General features: G+C 72.5%; 13 protein-coding genes. 3 read left to right on the top strand and 10 right to left on the bottom strand.

Going from position 1 to position 17748, the window contains the following annotated elements:
• Positions 1-14: 14 nt before the first annotated feature.
• The 4 genes from fxsT to fxsA form a co-directional block, all read right to left on the bottom strand.
• Positions 15-3959: an FxSxx-COOH system tetratricopeptide repeat protein gene (gene fxsT, locus ACIRNI_RS18795; protein WP_403552485.1), complete on the bottom strand. Its 3945-nt coding sequence runs from the start codon at positions 3957-3959 to the stop codon at positions 15-17.
• Entirely contained in the window at positions 3943-5274 is a 1332-nt protein-coding gene (gene fsxC / locus ACIRNI_RS18800) for an FxsC protein (protein ID WP_355357069.1), read from the bottom strand. Before fsxC ends, fxsT begins: the two co-directional genes overlap by 17 nt.
• A gap of 121 nt (positions 5275-5395) precedes the next feature.
• Positions 5396-7603 (bottom strand): radical SAM/SPASM protein FxsBH, inactivated beta-hydroxylase extension form, encoded by a 2208-nt coding sequence (gene fxsBH / locus ACIRNI_RS18805; RefSeq protein ID WP_403552486.1) that lies wholly within the window; start codon positions 7601-7603, stop codon positions 5396-5398.
• 41 nt (positions 7604-7644) lie between these two features.
• Positions 7645-7791, bottom strand: coding sequence for an FxSxx-COOH cyclophane-containing RiPP peptide (gene fxsA, locus ACIRNI_RS18810; protein ID WP_403552487.1), 147 nt, complete (start codon positions 7789-7791; stop codon positions 7645-7647).
• A gap of 249 nt (positions 7792-8040) precedes the next feature.
• On the opposite strand from fxsA, the gene ACIRNI_RS18815 reads away from it, so the two are divergent.
• Positions 8041-8940 (top strand): DUF4231 domain-containing protein, encoded by a 900-nt coding sequence (locus ACIRNI_RS18815; protein ID WP_403552488.1) that lies wholly within the window; start codon positions 8041-8043, stop codon positions 8938-8940.
• Positions 8941-8984: 44 nt separating this feature from the next.
• Here the strand turns inward: ACIRNI_RS18815 and ACIRNI_RS18820 are convergent, their stop codons facing one another.
• The 3 genes from ACIRNI_RS18820 to ACIRNI_RS18830 all read right to left on the bottom strand — a co-directional run bounded on the left by ACIRNI_RS18820 (position 8985) and on the right by ACIRNI_RS18830 (position 12048).
• Positions 8985-9464: a hypothetical protein gene (locus tag ACIRNI_RS18820; protein ID WP_403552489.1), complete on the bottom strand. Its 480-nt coding sequence runs from the start codon at positions 9462-9464 to the stop codon at positions 8985-8987.
• A 146-nt stretch (positions 9465-9610) separates the two neighbouring features.
• Positions 9611-10513, bottom strand: a complete 903-nt coding sequence (locus ACIRNI_RS18825) for a S1 family peptidase (protein ID WP_403552490.1) — start codon at positions 10511-10513, stop codon at positions 9611-9613.
• A gap of 266 nt (positions 10514-10779) precedes the next feature.
• Positions 10780-12048: a DUF5685 family protein gene (locus ACIRNI_RS18830; RefSeq protein WP_403552491.1), complete on the bottom strand. Its 1269-nt coding sequence runs from the start codon at positions 12046-12048 to the stop codon at positions 10780-10782.
• A gap of 296 nt (positions 12049-12344) precedes the next feature.
• On the opposite strand from ACIRNI_RS18830, the gene ACIRNI_RS18835 reads away from it, so the two are divergent.
• Complete coding sequence (locus ACIRNI_RS18835) at positions 12345-12779, top strand: cell division protein SepF (RefSeq protein ID WP_355357055.1); 435 nt, start codon at positions 12345-12347, stop codon at positions 12777-12779.
• 10 nt (positions 12780-12789) lie between these two features.
• On the opposite strand, the gene ACIRNI_RS18840 is transcribed toward ACIRNI_RS18835, so the two are convergent.
• Positions 12790-13980 (bottom strand): acyl-CoA dehydrogenase family protein, encoded by a 1191-nt coding sequence (locus ACIRNI_RS18840; RefSeq protein WP_403552492.1) that lies wholly within the window; start codon positions 13978-13980, stop codon positions 12790-12792.
• Positions 13981-14092: 112 nt separating this feature from the next.
• A complete protein-coding gene (locus tag ACIRNI_RS18845; RefSeq protein WP_403552493.1) occupies positions 14093-15823 on the bottom strand; it encodes an MFS transporter in 1731 nt (576 codons plus the stop codon).
• Positions 15824-16234: 411 nt separating this feature from the next.
• On the opposite strand from ACIRNI_RS18845, the gene ACIRNI_RS18850 reads away from it, so the two are divergent.
• Positions 16235-17326, top strand: a complete 1092-nt coding sequence (locus tag ACIRNI_RS18850) for a phosphatase PAP2 family protein (protein WP_403552494.1) — start codon at positions 16235-16237, stop codon at positions 17324-17326.
• 68 nt (positions 17327-17394) lie between these two features.
• On the opposite strand, the gene ACIRNI_RS18855 is transcribed toward ACIRNI_RS18850, so the two are convergent.
• The gene (locus ACIRNI_RS18855) at positions 17395-17610 is read right to left on the bottom strand and encodes an I78 family peptidase inhibitor (RefSeq protein WP_403552495.1); all 216 of its coding nucleotides are present in this window, start codon (positions 17608-17610) and stop codon (positions 17395-17397) included.
• Positions 17611-17748: the final 138 nt, after the last annotated feature.

Raw genomic sequence — 17748 nt, forward strand, 5'->3', positions numbered from 1 at the left:
GGGCTCCGGCGGCGTCACACCGCCAGCGGCTCCAGGTCCCGGTGGACCCGGCGCTCGTCGCGGGCCAGGCGCGTCAGCGCGTGGTCCTCGCCGAGCTGGCGCGACAGCTCCTCCGCGGTCTCGGCGCGCAGGTGCGCCGCCTCGTCCTTGCGGCCCAGCGCGCCGAGCGTCACGGACATGTTGGAGGCCACGGCCAGCACCTCCGGGTGGTTGCCGCCCAGCACCTCGCGCAGGGCGCCCACCGTGCGGCGCTCGATGCCCAGCGCCTCCTCCAGCTCGCCGAGGTCCGCCTTGGCGTTGGCGAGGTTCACCGTGCAGAACAGCACGTGCGGGTGCCGGTCGCCGAGCACCTCCCGCAGCACCCGCAGCGTGGCCTGCAGGGTCTGCTCGGCGGTGTCGGGCATCCCGCAGCCCCACTGGTAGATGCCGAGGTTGTTGAGCGCGGCGAGGGTGTACGGGTGCCGCTCCCCCGGCACCTTCATGTACTGGTCCACGACCTCCTGCGCGAGGTCCCGCGCCGCGACCGGCTCCCCGGCCGCGTACAGGTCCGCCGCCAGGTTGAGGTCGCAGGCGAGGGAGTCGGGGTTGGCCGAGGTGTACTTGGCGCGGTACCGGTTCCGGGTGGCGGTGGTGAGCCGCCGCGCGTCCTCCAGGCGCCCGGCCCGCCGCAGCGACACGGCGAGCGACTTGGCCGCCGCGAGCGTGCCGGGGAAGGCCCGGCCGAGGGTGTCCTTGTAGATCTGGTACGTCCGGCTCAGCAGCGTCACCGAGTCCTCGTACCGCCCGACCTCCCGCAGGTCGCGGGCGAGCGAGGTGGCGGACGACAGGGTGTACGGGTGCTCGGGCCCCAGCACCTCGGTGCGGCGGTCGAAGACCTCCTGGTCGATCTCCCGGGCCCGGGCGTACTGCCCGACCATGCGCAGGTTGAGCGCCAGGTTGTTGGCGGCGGCCAGCGTCCTCGGGTGCGCCTCGTGGAAGATCTGGCTGAAGCCCTCGTGCGCCTCGGTCGCCAGCTCCATGGCTCTGCCGTACTCGCCCAGCGTGCCCAGGTCCATGGCAAGCCCGCTGGTCGTCATGTACGTGTGCGGGTGCGAGGGGCCGAGGACCTCCCGCTGCCGCTCCAGGGTGACCTCGTCGAGCTCCCTGGCCTCCACGTAACGGCCCTGCGAGCGCAGGATGTTCGACAGGTGGAAGCGCAGGTAGAGATACTGGAGGTCGTCGTTGCCCAGCATCTCGCGCCAGGCGTCCCTCAGCTCGGTGCCGAGCGACCACGCGGTCTGCCAGTCGCCGCGCTTCCACAGGTAGCGCACCCGGTCGATGAGGAGCCGCCGGGTCTCGGGGTCCCGGCACAGGCGCGCCTCCGACGGGCCGAGGTGGGGCCAGATGGTGGCGAACCGGGGCCAGGTCTCGGGGTTGTCGATCGGCTCGTCGTCGTCGGGCCGCGCCCCGGCGAGGATCCGGTGGACGGCGTGCCGGGCCTCCTTCTGCTCCTCCTCCGAGAGCTGCGCGCGGATGACGGCCTGCACCAGCCGGTGCACCTGGATGGAGTTGGAGACCTGGTCGACCTTGGCGAGGGCGAACCGCCCGATCTCCCGGATCACCCGCCCCAGCACCAGCTTCTCCTGGAGCGAGGCGTCGTACGGCTTGAGGGCCTCGATCATCTGCTTGCTGTACAGCAGGTTGGCGTGGATCGGCTCGGGCGCGAAGAAGGCGCACAGCTGGAGCAGCCGCACGGCGGCCGGTGAGCGCTCCTGGAGCCGTTCGATGGAGACGTTCCAGGTGGCGGCGACCGGCTCCGGGTAGCCGGCCGGCTGGTTGAGGGCCAGGGTCCTGGCGGCGGCCTGGTCCAGCTGCTCCAGGTAGGCGGAGACGGGTGTGGCGGTCTCCGCGATCCAGGCGGCCGCCTGTTCGACGGCGAGCGGCAGGTCGCCGACGGCGGTCGCCACCTTGTCGGCGTCCTCGACGCTCAGCCCCTTGGCGCGGCGCTGGAGGTGCTCGATGGACTCCTCGCGCAGGAACACGTCGACGGGCAGCGCGTCCCCGTACTGCGACCACGTCTGGTTCCGGGAGGTGACCAGGATGTGGCCGCCCGTGGGGAAGAAGCGCTTCAGCGCGTCGGGGTCGTCGGCGTTGTCGAAGACGAGCAGCCAGCGGTTGGTGGGCACCCCGCGCCGCAGCAGGTCGATGGCCTCCTGGGACGCGGAGGCCATGTCCTCGCCGACCTGCGCGCCGAGCCGTACGGCGAGCTCGGCCAGCGAGGCGATGACGTCGTCCGTCTGCTCGGCGGAGACCCACCACACCAGGTCGTAGTCGGCCATGAAGCGGTGTACGTACTCCAGCGCCACCTGCGTCTTGCCGACGCCGCCGAGCCCGTACAGCGTCTGCGGCTGCGGCAGGACGACGGCCAGCCCGCCGCCGAGCTGGTCGCGCATCCGCTCCAGCACCATCGACCGGCCGGTGAAGCCGGGGTTGCGGGGCGGCGCGTTCCAGATCTTCGGCACGGTGCCGGGGAACCGCGGCCCGGGCGGCACGCCTTCGTTGAGCTTGACGGGCCGGTCCAGGGCGCGCAGCAGCGCGGCGGTGGCGCCCACCTCGTCGAGCCGGTACAGGTCCACGGGGTTCCTGTCGATGTACGGGGCGGTGAGCCGGACGTCGCCGACGCGCACCGGCAGCAGCTGGCGCCGCCCGCCGCCCGGGTCTTCGGCGGCGGCCCGCTCCCAGACCTGCACGGCGCGGGAGGACTTCAGGTAGGCGCTGGAGAGCAGGACCACCGTGCGGGCGGCGCTCTCGGCGGCCTCCAGGGGATCGCTGCCGGAGACGGCGGGGTCGGCGGAGACGTCGCGGGGGACGACGCGGAAGCCGGCCCGGGTGAGGACGGACTCGATCCAGTCGGCCCACATGCGGTTCTCGGCGACGTACGACAGGAACAGGTCGGCGGGCTGGGCGGGGCGGCGGCGGGTGAAGGCGTCCCGGATCCGCAGCCGCACCTCGTCGTTGACGGACGGCATGGCGGTGACCTCGCCGTCGGTGATGACGGCGGTGAGCCGCTCGAAGGCGGAGAGCAGCGAGTTGGCGATGCCCGCGTCGTCGCCGAAGGTGGCGAGGGTCTCCTCGTAGGCGTAGTAGGGCCGGTACGGGATCTCGACGGCGCCCCAGTAGGAGGCGAGCTCCTCGCCGGTGAGCCCGCTGGGGAAGCCGTCGAACTTCAGCCGGGCCAGGGCGCGGCCGGCGTCGGCCTTCTCCTTCTCGCCCTCGTCGATGCGCATGGGGACGGGGAAGATCCGGATGCCGCGGCCGCCGTACCGCTCGTCGATCTGGCGGGCGACGGCGGCGGCGCCGTCCATGGACTGGTCGCTCAGGGTGAAGCAGTCGACCAGGGCGTCCGGGAGGTGGACGGTGCAGATGTCGGCGATGTCGCTGAGGCCGGTGCGGCTGTCGATGAGGACGTAGTCGTAGGCGGCCTTCATGTCGTCGCGCAGGGCGTCGAAGAAGTGCCCACCGCCGAGGCGGTCGTAGAAGTTGTCCCAGTCGAAGGTGGAGACGGTGGCGGAGTACTCGCGGTTCTGCCGTCCGGCGGAGACGAAGTCGAGGGTGCCGCCGTCGGGGAACTGCCAGCCGAGCGCCTCGGGGGTGAGGGAGACGGCGTGCGGCTGGATGCGCGCGTAGTCGCGGTGCCAGTCGTCGGGCCGCTGGACGGGGCTGGTGGCGGCCCAGGCGTACTCGGTGATCAGGTCGATGACGCCGGTGGTGGCGCCGAGCGTGGACGGGTCGAGGAAGGGGTGGAAGAAGCGGTGCAGGCCGGGCGCCTCCAGGTCCCAGTCGACGGCCAGGACCCGCTTGCCGTTCGCGGCGAGGATCCAGGCCGTGTTGGCCAGGGCCATCGTCCGTCCCGTACCACCCTTGTACGAGTAGAAGGTGACGATGCGTCCGTCACGGCGTCCGTCACGACTGGCGGTCATCCAAGTCCTCCGCATCGGGCGCGATCTCGTGCGTCTCGGGGATGAAGTGCGTGGTGCCGAACTCGCCCGCCATCGGGCCGCGCAGCCGTGGCCGCTCGGTGTGGCGGCCGCCCGCCGGCGGGTAGACCGCGGCGTGCCGCAGGTACTGCTGGGCGGCCGCCTCGACCACCTGGGGCAGGATCTGGCCGAAGGCCTCCATGCTCGGTACGCCGCGGGCGGCGGCGCGGCTGGCGGCACGGCCCTGGCTCATCTTGACGGGCATGGTCGCCTCGAGCTTCTGGGTGAGCTCGGTGTCGGCGGCGCGGCTCTGGTAGTCCATGTGGTTGCGGGGGACGACGACGCTGACCCAGGGCCGGTGTTCGGCGTCGAAGGCGGCCAGCCGCTCGCGGCGGTCCTCGTCCTGGAGGGCCCAGCGGTCGACGAGGAGTATCTCGGGCCGGGTGGGGGGCTGCTTGGCGTCCAGCGGGCCGGTGTCGTGGTCGAAGGAGGCGACCGTGGCCTGGTAGTTGAGCGCGCGGACGAGGTCCTGGGCGACGTAGGCGAGGGGCCGGGAGGATTCGGGGTGGTACGGGTTCCAGTCCTGCGGCAGGTCGCCGTAGTACTCGGGGGCGCGGCCCTCGGGGAGGTCGTGGCGGGTGGGTGCGGCGACGGTGACCTGGATGGGGCGGGGGCCGCCGCCGGGCTGGCCGAAGGCGCTGGGGGCGAGCCGGTAGTCGACGGGTCTGCCGGGTCCGATGGCGGTGGAGTCGGCGACGGAGACGATCCGTTTGGCCAGTTCGTAGACGGCCCTTTCGTACTCCTCGGCGAATATGCGGAGTTTGATCAGGCCGTACAGTCCGTCGGTGACGTAGCGGTCGCCGAAGGCGCGGTGGTTGAACTGGAGCCGTTCGGCGGGGCCGGGAAGCTGTTCCGGGGGGACGGGGACCCACAGGGCGGGGACGATGGCGTCGGCGGGTCTGTTGTGTTTCGCCTGGTGGTAGATGGCGCGCTGGGCGAAGGCGAACCATTCCTTGCCGCACATCTCGCTGGCGAAATAGCGCGGTGAGAAGAGCGGGACGAAGACCCGGCAGTTGGCCAGGACCTCACCCAGCCGTTCCGACCAGCCTTCTCCGGAGCGTATCTCCCGGTCCATGAATCCGGCTTCGGCCCCGGCCGGCAGATCGGTCATGGCCATTACATGGCCGCACAGATCGCGGAACAGCCGCTCCACCCACATGTCGGGATCGGGGCCTCCGGCTCCGTACCTCGGCGTGTGCGCGTAACTCAGAAAAAAGTACGGCCGATGGTCCGCCCCTCGCCGCTGCGGTGACGTCACGCGACCCCCGTCCTGTGTGAACCACTCGCATCAAGGATGGGAAGGATACGAGCGAATCAATCATTCCGGAGCAGGTTCGCTCCGCCCCCACGACGTTCAGTCAATCAACGCCGCTTTTCAGTCATCCGTGGCCATGGCGCAGCTCTTCCCGCAGGGCGGCCACCAGCGCTTTGCCGCTGACGGTGAGCTCGGCGGCGCCGTCGAGCCGGTCCAGGGCCCGCTCGGCGTGTGCGGCGTGTTCCAGGTGGCCGGGTTCGTACGCCGCGAGGCCGGCCCGTTCGTACGCCCCGGCGAGCAGCGCGGAGACCGGGACCGGCGCCTGCTGCCAGGGCGCGGGGTGGCTCCAGGCGCCGTCCTGCGCGTAGAGGTCCGTCACGTCGCACAGCGCTCGCAGCTTGGCGCGCCGGAAACCGCGCAGCAGCGCCCGCGCCAGCTCGTCGGCGCCGCCCCGCAGCGGCAGCCCGAGCGCGCCGTAGCCGTGCCGGCCCACGCAGGGCGCGGTTCCGGTGACCGGGGTCAGGGTCGTCAGATGGGCGGCGGCCTCGGCGGCCTGGCCGGGCACGGCGTCCCGCAGCAGCCGCCAGGCGGCCTCCAGGCGCCCGCTCCAGTCGGCGGCGTCGGCGACGGTGAGCCGCCCGGTGGCGGGCGCGGCGAAGCGGTCGCGGTACGGGTCGAGGTCGTCGAGCGCGCGGCCGCCGCCCGCGGGGCGCCGCACGGGGAGCCACCGGGGGCTCTCCTCGTCGAGCCGTTCGACGCGCTGCTCGGCACCGCCGGCCCGCGCGACGAAGCCGTCCGCGGTCGGGCGTACCTCCACGGCGCCGGAGGCGTGGCCGGACAGCACGCCGAGCGTGGGCAGGTGCAGCGGGCCGCCCGGGTGCGGGACGCGGACCGGGGTGTCGACCCGGCCGCGTACGGCCGCGGCGGCGACGTACCGCGCCAGTTGCCGGGCGAGGCCGGGTGCGGTGGGGCGGTCCTCGTGCAGGGCGTCGAGGGATTCGAGGAGCCAGGTGCGGGTGTAGGGGTGGGCGAGCACCTCGTCGAGGCCGTCGGAGCGGTGCTCGACGGCGGCGGCGAGCTCCCAGGCCTCGTCCCACGGCTCGCCACCGCGCCCGTCGAGCCGGCTGTGCAGCTCGGCGAGGAGGACGCGGGTCAGGTCGTGCTGTTCGGCGGCGAGGGCGGCCGGGTCGGCCACGGCGGGGGACGCCGTCCGCGCCGCCGTGCGGTCCTCGATGCCGCGCACCAGGGCTTCGAGGTCGGCGCAGTAGACGGAGGGGTTGGCGAAGCCGGTGCCGTCCGCGCGGTAGCGGTGGGTGTAGAGCCCGCCGCCGCAGGAGCGGACCACGGGGCAGCGCCGGCAGGTGGCGCTCACCCCGGCGAGCCCGAGCTGGCGGACGCGGACGCCGGGGTGGGCGGCGACCTCGTCGAAGGAGTGCCGGTACACGTCGAATCCGGTGGCGGCGGCGCCGTCGTAGGCGCTCTTGAGCGAGTCGACCTGTTCGAGGGTGCCGTCGGTCTCCACCACGACGAGGTCGGTGGGGGCGAGGCCGAGGGACTCGGTGAGGCTGGGGCCGCCGCTCAGGGTGGAGAGCACGGACTCGAAGAGCCGTACGGGGACGGGCCTGCCCTGCCGGTCCCACCGGTCGAAGACGGTGAGGACCCAGTCGGCGTACGCGGTGGGCGAGCCGTCCGGGCGGGGCGGCGGGTTCTGCCAGGTGGCGTGTGGCAGCAGGAAGTCGATGCGCGGCGGTTCCAGCGCGGCCAGCGCGTCGTAGACGGCGACGGGGTCGTTGGCCACGTCGATGGTGCAGAGCAGCCCGAGGTCGAGGTGGCGGTAGCGCTCCTGGCGCAGCAGGCCGACGGCCCGGAGGACGAGGGGGTGGCTGGAGCGGCCGTCGGCGAAGCGGCGGTGGCGGTCGTTGGCGGCCTTGTCGCCGTCGAGGGAGATGCCCACGCGGACGCCGTACTCGGCGAAGAGGTCGAGGTAGCGGGGGCCGAGCTGGAGGCCGTTGGTGTGGATGCGCAGGTCGAGCGCGGTGTGGGGGCCGAGCGTCCGGGTCAGTTCCTCACAGACGCGCCGCAGCCGGGCCGGTCCTGCCAGCAGCGGCTCCCCTCCGTGCAGGATCACTGTCACGGAGGGCAGGGCATGTTCCTTCGCATGCTCGGCCAGTCGCAGAGCTGTCCAGGAAATCGCCTCGTCAGAGATCGCCTTCGGGCGGGTACGCCAGCTCTGATCAGCGTGTTCGTACACATAGCAGTGGTCGCATGCGAGATCGCACCTGCTGTGCACTTTCAGAACGATCTCGCGGAAAGGGACCAGCGGTCCGGTCATTCCGCCAGTTTAGAGCTACTTCAGGGCTGTTTTCGGCCGCTTCAGAGCGCGGAGTTGAACGTCGCTCCCCGTCCGGTACGGTCACCGATGGCGGGCAGCACCCGGCTGATCTTCTTGGCCGCTTCCGCCGCCCGCACGTCGATCTCGGCGAGCGGGACACGATTCTTCTTCGCGACAGCGAATGTCATAGAGGTCTGAAAGCTCACGGCGGCCGTCCTTGGGCATATGTGGCGATCTGAGGGGAACCGCACCGTTGCAGTGTCGGCGGCACGACTTTACTCTCGTGGCCACTCACGGCAAATCAGCGCGAACAGTTGAAACAAATGCGTTGCGCCAGTATTCCCCGACCTCCCCGGAACGATCCATTCCACCGAAAGAGTGACACAAAACCGCAGACGGGGGTGCGTATGACCGGGTATCAGGGCCCACTGCAGAGCATGGTGTTCCGAAGCGCGGATCTGCCGGCGCTGTTCCACCGGGCGGACGAGACAGCCATCGCCCGGCAGCGCGAGGCGGTGCGGGACACCCGGACGCAGCTGCTCCTGCTGGTGCTCGGCGCCTGCCTGGTGGCGATACCCGGCGGCTGGCGGATCGGGTCCACCTTCCAACTGGCGGGCGCGCTCAGCGCGTTGGCGTACGCCGGCGTACTCCTGGCCGGCTACCGCGCCTCCAGGCGCCGTGCGAAGTCGCATTGGCAACTGAACCGTTCCGCGGCGGAGTTCATCAAATCGATGTGCTGGCGGTACGCGGTCCACGGCGCCCCCTTCGACGCCGATTCCCGCGACCCCGAAGGGGAATTCCTCCTGCGCCTGGAGGAGGGGCTCGCCGAACTGCGCAAGGTCGGCTGGCTGGACCCCCGGGAACAGGGTCACGACGCCGCGGCCGACCTCATCACCCCGGCCATGCGGATGCTGCGCGACAAACCCTTCCGGGTACGCAAGGAGACGTACGTACGGGACCGGCTGATCGAGCAGCGCAACTGGTACCACCGTCGGACGGAGGTGTCGCGGCGGGCCACCGCCCTGTGGCGGGCCAGCACCGCCGTGCTCACCCTCGTCGCCTTCCTCCTCGGGCTGTTCCAGACCTTCTCCGCCGGCGGGTCGGCCGTGCTCGCGGGCCTGCTGTCCGCCACGGCGGCCTCCGGTGTCGCCTGGAGCGAGATCCGCCGCCACCAGCCGCTCATCGCCGCGCACTCGCTGGTGGAGGAGGACCTCGCGGCGATGCACACCGCGATGGAGACGACGGTCGGCGAGGACAGGTGGCCGGCGGCGGTGTACGAGACCGAGCGCATCGTCTCGCCGCAGCACACGGACTGGCTGGTGCAGCACCGCAGGTAGGGGGTCGCGTCTGCCGTCGGGGCCGCGGCCTCGGCGCCGCGGCCTCAGGCGCGCTCGACGCCCGCGCGCCAGATGACCGTCACCGGTGTGCCCCGTTCGCGGGCGTACCGCACGATGTCGCCCGTGCCGCCCAGGCCGCGCGCCGGGCGGCCGTCCCAGACCGCGAGCAGCCGGTCGCAGTGGTCGGCGATGTACGTGCCGGCCGCGTAGTACGCCTCGTCGGTGGAGTGCGGGAACGCCATCCGGACCTCCCGGGTGGCGCGCTTCCTCAGGCCCCGGTAGCGGGCCAGTTCGGCGGCGTCCGCGAAGCCGTCCTCGTAGTCCCCGCTCGGGATGACGGCGACCAGCCCGGCCCCGCACGCCAGCGCGATGTCCGCGAAGAGCTGGTCCGCCCCGGTGGCGAGGCTGGAAAGCGCCTCCAGGACGCCGTCGTGCCCCAGGAACGCCGCCTGCATCGCGGCGCGGACATGGGCGTGGAGCTCGTCGGGGATGTCCCTGTGGCCGGTCACTCCGATGCGCTTCATCCGCCCCCCGCTCCCCTGTGCCCGACCGTCCTGCGCCCGACCGTCCTCACATCCCCTCAAATGTGGACGACCGCGGGCAGCGCGTCGAGTCCCCCGGCCGGAATCCGGCCGGGGGACTCACCCGGAAGGGCGCGCCGGCGGACCGATCAGTAGACGCTGACGCCGTACGCGCTCAGCGCCTCGGTGACCGGCTGGAAGAAGGTGGTCCCGCCGGAGGAGCAGTTGCCGCTGCCGCCGGAGGTGAGGCCGATGGCGCGGCTGCCGGAGTAGAGCGGGCCGCCGCTGTCGCCGGGCTCGGCGCACACGTTCGTCCGGATCATGCCGTAGACGACGTCGCCGCCGCCGTAGTTCACCGTGGCGTTCAGGCCGGTGACGCTGCCGCTGTGGGTGCCGGTGGTGGAACCGCGGCGGGTGACGGACATGCCGACGGTGGCGTTGGCGGCACTGGTGATGTCCACGTTGCCGACGGTGCCCGACTTGGTGACGGAGCTGTTGGTGTAGCGGACGATCCCGTAGTCGTTGTTCGGGAAGCTGGACCCGGACGTGGAGCCCAGCACCGTGGTGCGACCGGAGTTGGAGTACCAGGTGCCCGCGCCGTCGGTGCAGTGGCCGGCGGTGAGGAAGTAGTACGCGCCCGCGCTGTCGCGGACGTTGAAGCCGAGGGAGCAGCGCCAGCTGCTGGCGTAGATGGCGTCGCCACCGGAGATGAGCTTGGTGAACTTGCCCGGGGTGCGCTCGATGCGCAGGGCACCGGCGTTGGTGCCGGCTTCACGCTTGATCTTCGCGATCTCGTCCTTCGAGACGGTCGAGTCGGCGGTGACGACCAGGGTGTTGGTCTTGGCGTCGACGTGCCAGGCGGTGCCCGGTACGTCGGCCTCCAGCACGGCGGCGCCGGCGGCGGACAGGTCGGCCGCGCTGTAGGTCCGGGGAGAGTCCGCGTTCGCGGCGGGAACCGCGAGGGCGGCGGCGGAGACCAGACCGACGGAGACGGCGAGCAGACGGGTGCGTCTGGCTATGCCGCCGCGGGGGGTGGTGCGCTTGATCCTCACTTCACGTTCCTCCGAGGGAATCGGGGGCCCGCCGTGGGGTGTCGGGCCCGTGAGGCGCAGTCAGTGCATTTTGGGGGCTCGGTTCGCCTCTGGGGGAGAGGCTCACTCGCCCTGGCACGGCGATGTTCGGATTGCGAACACGTCGTGCCCCTGACAAGCGCTGCTCCGGGAGTATTCGCGGGATCAACTACTGCGCGCAAGGGTGCCTTTCGGCCGTACCGGACCGGTACGGCCGGACGCGGTCGCCCGCGTCTGCGGTACGGGCGTCAGCAGCCGTCGCAGGGGCAGCAGCAGTCACAGCTTCCGACGTTGCAGTCGCAGTCGCGGCAGCACCCCTCGCGCTTCTTGCGCGACCAGGGGCCCTCGTACTCCTTGGCGCAGCAGATCTGGCAGGTGCAGAAGAGCCAGGTGAAGGCCGCGCACCCGGCCAGGAAGCCGCGGGGCTTGGGCCGGGACGGCTCCCCGCCCCCGGGCCCGCCGCCGTAGCCGGGCGGCATGCCGCCGCCCGGACCTCCGGGGTGGCCGCCGTACGCGTGGGGCGCGCCCTGATAGGGACCCCCCTGGTACGGGCCTCCCTGATAGGGACCGCCCTGGTAGGGGCCTCCCGGGTACGGGCCGCCGGGCTGCTGCGGCGGCGGGCCGTACGCCCCCTGGCCCCCGTACCCCTGGTGGGAGCAGCTCGCCGTCCCGAACGCCCGGTCCACCGACCGGCGCAGCTCGTGGGCGAGCAGCACGTGCAGCAGCTTGTCGTCCGCGAACTCCGCGTCCCGCAGGGCCAGCCGTATCCCGTGCAGCGCGTCGTCCGCGAGGCGCCGCGCCTCGGCGAGCGGGGTGCCGGTCGCGGTGAGCGGGTTCCAGGCGCCGGAGGCGGCGTCGGCCTCCCGGTCCTCGACGGCGTCGAGGAGGTGCGCGAGGCGCCCGAAGAGCCGGCCCGCCTCGGCCAGCGGCGCGGCGTTCGACGGCCGGCCCGCCAGGACGGCGGTGTGCGCGAAGGCCGCGGCGGTGGCGGTCTCCGTCGGCTCGGTGACCGCGAGCAGCGGCGTACCGGGGCCGGCCAGCGCCTCGATGCCGGTCTGCCGGTCCACCGCGTCGACCAGGACGGCCGTGTCGAAGCCGAGCTCGCGCCCGGTCCTCGCGCCGGCGCGGTCCCAGCCCCGGGCGACGCGCCGGGCGGCGGCGGCCATCGGGCGGCGGGCCAGGAGCCCGTCCCGGTCGGCGACATGGTCCCGTACCTTCGCGGAGGCCAGCACCAGCGAGACGGCGGCGGCCAGCCGCGCGCCCTCGCCCCGCGCGACCGGCGCGGTGCGCATCGCGCGCAGCGGGCAGGGCCCGGCGGTGCGGCGCGCGGCCGGGTCGGGCCCGGCCTGAGCCTCCGTCAGAACGGAGATGATGAGGCCGTCGTAGTTGGTGGCGATCCGGGCGAACTGCCCGTGATCCCCCCTCAGGGCCAGGCAGAGGCCGCAGAGATGGGCCATCCACTCCGTCTTGAGCCCGTCGGTGAGTCTGTGCGTGCAGGGCCTGACGATTCCGAACACGTGCTTTTCCCGCTCCCCCGTGTGTCGTGCGACTGTGCGGCGGGCATCGTATCGGCCTGATCCGTTCACCCGTACGTCCGCTCGCTCACCCATCCGGCCCGAATGTCATATATGAGTTGCGGAAGCCCTCCTTCAGGGGCCGTATGCCCGCAGAATCTTGACGAATCGCCACATCCTCTGCACCAGTACCGTCACGAATCGCCTGCGCGGCGACTATCCACTTGGCGCGCGATCCGCATGATGGTCGACCATAGGGATAGCGGAACCACAAGTGACCGCGACGAAAGGAGGCGTCCATGGGATCGGTGCGCAAGGCGAGTGCATGGCTGGGTCTCGTCGAGGACAACGACGAGCGTTACTACGACGACGAGTACGCCGGGAGCGACCGCGACGGCGACGCCTGGGTGACCGACCCGCGGGTGCGGGTCGCCTCCGAGACCGCGCAGGAGGAGGGCCGGCGAATCGCCACGGTCTCCCCGGACGGCTTCCGGGACGCCCGGGCGATCGGCGAGCTCTTCCGGGACGGCGTCCCGGTCATCATGAACCTCACCACCATGGAGCCCGCCGACGCCAAGCGCGTGGTCGACTTCGCGGCCGGCCTGACCTTCGGGCTGCGCGGCTCGATCGAGCGCGTGGCGACCCGGGTCTTCCTACTGACGCCCGCGAACACGGAGATCGTCAACGGCGAGGCCGGGTCGCGCACCGAGGACGGCTTCTTCAACCAGAGCTAGGGGGTGGCGCCTACCGGAAGGCGTCGAGTCCGGTGAGCGCCTTGCCCAGCACCAGCTGGTGCATCTCCACGGTGCCCTCGTAGGTGAGCACCGATTCCAGGTTGGTGGCGTGCCGCATGACGGGGTATTCGAGGGAGATCCCGTTGGCGCCGAGGATGGTGCGCGAGGTGCGGCAGATCTCGATCGCCTCCCGCACGTTGTTCAGCTTGCCGAAGCTGACCTGCTCGGGGCGGAGCTTCCCGGCGTCGAGCCGGCGCCCGAGGTGGTGGGCGAGCAGGACGCCCTTGTGCAGCTCCACGGCCATGTCGGCGAGCTTGGCCTGGGTGAGCTGGAAGCCGCCGATGGGCTTGCCGAACTGCTCACGCGTCTTCGCGTACTGAAGCGCCGCCTCGAACGAGGAGCGCGCGGCGCCCATGGCGCCCCACACGATTCCGTATCGGGCATGGCTCAGACAGCTGAGCGGCCCCTTCAGCCCGGTGACGCCCGGCAGCACCGCGTCGGCCGGGAGCCGTACGTCGTCCAGGACCAGCTCGCTGGTGACGCTCGCGCGCAGCGACCACTTGTGCGTGATCTCGGGCGCGGAGAAACCGGGGCTGTCGGTCGGTACGACGAAGCCGCGGATGCCCTCGTCCGTCTGCGCCCAGACGACGGCGACCCCGGCGACCGAGCCGTTGGTGATCCACATCTTGCGGCCGTTGAGCACCCAGTCGGTGCCGTCCTTCTTGGCGTACGTCCGCATCGCGGCCGGGTCCGAGCCGTGGTCGGGCTCGGTCAGGCCGAAGCAGCCGATGGTCTCGCCCGCCGCCATCGACGGCAGCCAGCGCTGCTTCTGCTCCTCGGAGCCGAAGCGGTGGATGGCGTACATGGCGAGTGAGCCCTGGACCGAGACCAGGGAGCGGATGCCGGAGTCGGCGGCCTCCAGCTCCAGGCAGGCCAGTCCGTACTGGACGGCGCTCGCGCCCGCGCAGCCGTACCCCTCCAGCGACATGCCGAGCGCGCCGAGGGAGCCGAGCTCGCGCGCCAGCTCGCGGATGCCGGGCAGCTCGCCCTTCTCGTACCACTCGGCGATGTGCGGCAGCACCCGGTCGGCGGCCCAGTCGCGGACGGTGTCGCGGATGGCGAGGTCCTCGGGTTCGAGGAGGTCGTCGATGCCGAGGGGGTCGCTGGGGTCGAAGGGCGGGAGCTTCGCGGGTGCGGACACGACGGGACCTCCGGGGGCCGGCCACTAAAACTAACGCCGTTAGGTACGGCTCGGCGCCGACGTTACGACGCGGTGTGCGGCGGCGTCCAGCCCCCACCGCCCCGGCACGGGCTCAGTGTGCCGTACGCCCTGCCGGACGCCCCGACCCGGCCGGCTCCGCGGGCTCGCGCCGCGCGGGCACGTGCAGCAGTTCGCGCTCCTGGGACGGCGCCGGGCGCGCGCCGGGCACCGTGTCCGGCCGGGCCTCCGGCCCGGAGGCGGGCGCCGGCTCGGGCGCCACGCCGAGGCGGGCGTCGAGGTCCGCCTGGGACTCCATGGCGCGCGGCAGGCGCAGCGCCATCGCGGCGCCCGCGAGCAGCAGCCCCGCGCTGACGACGAGCGTGACGTGCAGACCGTGCACGAACGAGTGCCGGGCGGCCGTGCGCAGCGCCTCGCCCGCCGCGCCGCCGAGCTGAGCGGCCACCTGGTACGCCTCGCCCAGCGAGTTCGCCGCCGCGGCACCCGCGGGCTCGGGCACGCCCGGCACCCGGGCGAGCCCGGGGGCGTACGCGGCGTTCATGACGCTGCCGAGGAGCGCGATGCCCATGCCGGCGCCGAGCTGGTAGGAGGTCTCGCCGATGGCCGCCGCGCCGCCCGCGCTGTGCGCCGGCGCCTCGCTGAGCATCGACTCGTACGCGCCGAAGAGCGTGGTCTGGAGGCCGAAGCCGAGCAGGACGAAGCCGGTCGTCAGCAGCAGCGGACGGTCGTGGTGCCCCATGAGCACCAGCAGCAGCACGGCGCCGGCCGTGAGGACGAAGCCCCAGCCGACCATCCGGCGCGGCCCGACGCGCCGCAGCGTGTACGAACCGGTGGCCCCGGCGGCCATCGCGGCGAAGGTCAGCGGCAGCAGCCGCAGCCCCGTCTCGACCGGGCTCAGCTCCAGCACCAGCTGGAGGTACTGGACGGCGATCAGCTCCAGCCCGACCAGCGCCAGCATGGCCAGCACGATGCAGCCGACGGAGGTCGTGAAGGCGGCGCGGGAGAACATCCGCATGTCGATCAGCGGGTGGGGCCGCCGCTTCTGCCGCCGTACGAACAGCACCAGCAGCGCGGCGCCCACCAGCAGCGGGCCGACCGTCGCCGGGCTCAGCGGCGAGTCGTCGCCCGCGCCGAGCCGCTTGACGCCGAGGACCACGCCCATGACGCCGGCGGCTGCCATGAGCGCGCCGAGGACGTCCCAGGGGCCGTCGCCGCTGCCCTTCGACTCGGGCAGCAGCCAGCGGCCGACGGGCAGGATCACCGCCATCAGCGGGATGTTGATGAGGAAGACCGAGCCCCACCAGAAGTGCTCCAGCAGGAAGCCGCCGAGCACCGGCCCGGTCGCGGCGCCCACGGCGGCCACGGCGGTCCAGATGCCGATGGCGGTGGCGCGCTCGCGCCGGTCGGGGAAGACCGCGCGGAGGATCGACAGCGTCGCCGGCATGATCATGGCGCCGCCGATGCCCAGCAGGGCGCGCGCGGCGATCAGCACGTGCGGTGTCTCGGCGAACGCCGCGACCGCCGAGGCCACGCCGAACAGTCCGTAACCGGCCAGCAGGACCCTGCGCCGCCCGAGCCGGTCGCCGAGCGTGCCGAAGAGGATCAGCAGCGCGGCGCACACCAGCGGATAGGCGTCCACGATCCACAGCAGCGCGGTGGAGCTGGGGCGCAGGTCCTCGGTGACGGCGGGGACGGCGACGTGCAGCACGGTCGCGTCGAGCGCGACGAGCAGCAGGCTGACGCAGAGGACGAACAGGACGACCCAGCGGTTGGCACCGCCACCGGCGGCACGGAGCCGTGCCGAAGCCGTGGTCGTCCCGAGCATGTACGTACCTCCCACAGATGAATCCCTCGCGCTCGGTGGGCACTGGCCGGGGGGAGGGACGCCCCCGGGCGGCCCGGCATCGACGGGCGAGTGAGCCGTCAGCGTACGCGAGTCGGGGCGGGTGGCGCGTGGTCCACCTCTCACCGGGGCAGACGCGAGGGTGTGGCGTACGCCACTCGGGGCGCGCGGTGTGTCGGGGTGAATTCCGGACGGCCGTACTCCCCGCGCTTTTCCGCGCCACCCGGATGCGGTTCCTCCGGCGACCTCGGCGGTAAATACGACACACGGTCCGAACGGTTTATGGATAAGCATGGAATAAGCAGGTGGCTGAGACACACTCCACATCACATCGTCATCACGAAGAGACCGGATCGGCCTGAACGGCCCCTCACTCGCTGTAACGTCGATTGGGTGCGTACCGACATCTTCGCCCGGCTGGACCGGGAGCCGGAACCGCCGAAGATTGAGATCCCGCGGATGAGCCGCACCCGTCTCGCCCTCTTCGGCGGGACGGCGGCGTTCTATCTCGCGATCGTGGTGGCCGTGCTCGTCTCGTCGTGGCTGGTGACCCTCGACTGGAAGGTCATGCTGTTCCGGCCGTATCAGCAGTGGCCGGAAGTGCACGCGACGCTCGACTACTTCGTGGTGCTCGGCCAGCGCGGTCCCACCGCGGTGATGGTGGCGTGCTGGCTGGGCTGGCGCTCCTGGCGCCAGCACACGCTGCGGCCGCTGCTGGTGCTGGGCGCCGCGCTGCTGCTGCTGAACGTCACGGTCGGCGCGGTCAAGATCGGTCTGGGCAGGCTCGGGCCCCATTACGCGACGCAGATCGGCTCGGCCGAGCTGTTCGCGGGCGGCGATATATTCCCTTCCGGACACACCGCCAACGCGGTGGTGACCTGGGGAATCCTCTCCTACCTGGCCACCACGCCGCGCGCCCGGCGCCACCTGTCGGCGCTGTCGGCCGTGGTCGCCCTCGGGGTCGGCCTGACCACCGTCTACCTCGGTACGCACTGGCTGAGCGATGTGCTGCTGGGCTGGGCCGCCGGCCTGCTGATCCTGCTGGCGCTGCCGTGGTGCGAGCCGCTGATCGCCCGCGCCGAGGCGATGATCCTCGGAGCCCGCGACCGGCTGCGCGCATACCTGCGGGCGCGGCGTCGCCTGGTGCCCTCGGTGCCGGTGGCGGCGGGCGGGCCCCGGCCCGCGATGTACCCGCAGCGCGCGGGCGCGGCGGCAGCGCCGGTCGGCGAGGAGCCGGTCGCGGAGCCGGAGCCCGTGGGTGCGGGCGCGGAGCCGGAGCCCGTGGGTGCGGGCGCGGAGCCGGTGGGCGCGGGCGCCGGTCCCTCGGGGGGCTCCGGCGGCGGCCGTACGGCGGGTGTGCGCGCCACGCTGGCCCAGCCGCGGCCGCACGCGGTGGTGCGCTCGGAGCGGACGCCGGTCACGCCCGTCGGCAGCCGCAGGCCGCCGCACGCACGGCCGCACGACGGCCGCCTGACGGGCAACTGACACCACGGAGGACGAAGGCCCCGGCCGCTGATGCGGCCGGGGCCTTCGTCGTCGGCGCGGGCGGGCCGTCAGCCCACCCAGCAGCGGGTGACCGTGTGGTCGTCCACCTCGAAGTTGATCCGGCCCACGAGGAACTCCATGGTGATGATCGAGCCGGGCGGCAGTGAGCGCACCGTGGTCCAGCCACGGGAGCGGGCCAGCTGCTCGGCGTCGCGCTCGTCGAGTCCCACGTAGGAGTCGGGGGTGTCGTCGGGCTGTGCGGGAGGAGTCGGAATCGGTGCCATGCCCTTCACCGTAGGCGGCGCCGCACAGTGACGGAAGCCGAGCCGACCGGCCCCACCAGACACATGTCCCCCACCGGTCACGCTTGTGTCACAGAACCACGACACATGTTTGGGAGGAATTCTTCACCCCTCAGGATG

Origin of the sequence: Streptomyces sp. NPDC093546, assembly GCF_044765045.1 — a bacterium.
GTDB lineage: Bacteria > Actinomycetota > Actinomycetes > Streptomycetales > Streptomycetaceae > Streptomyces.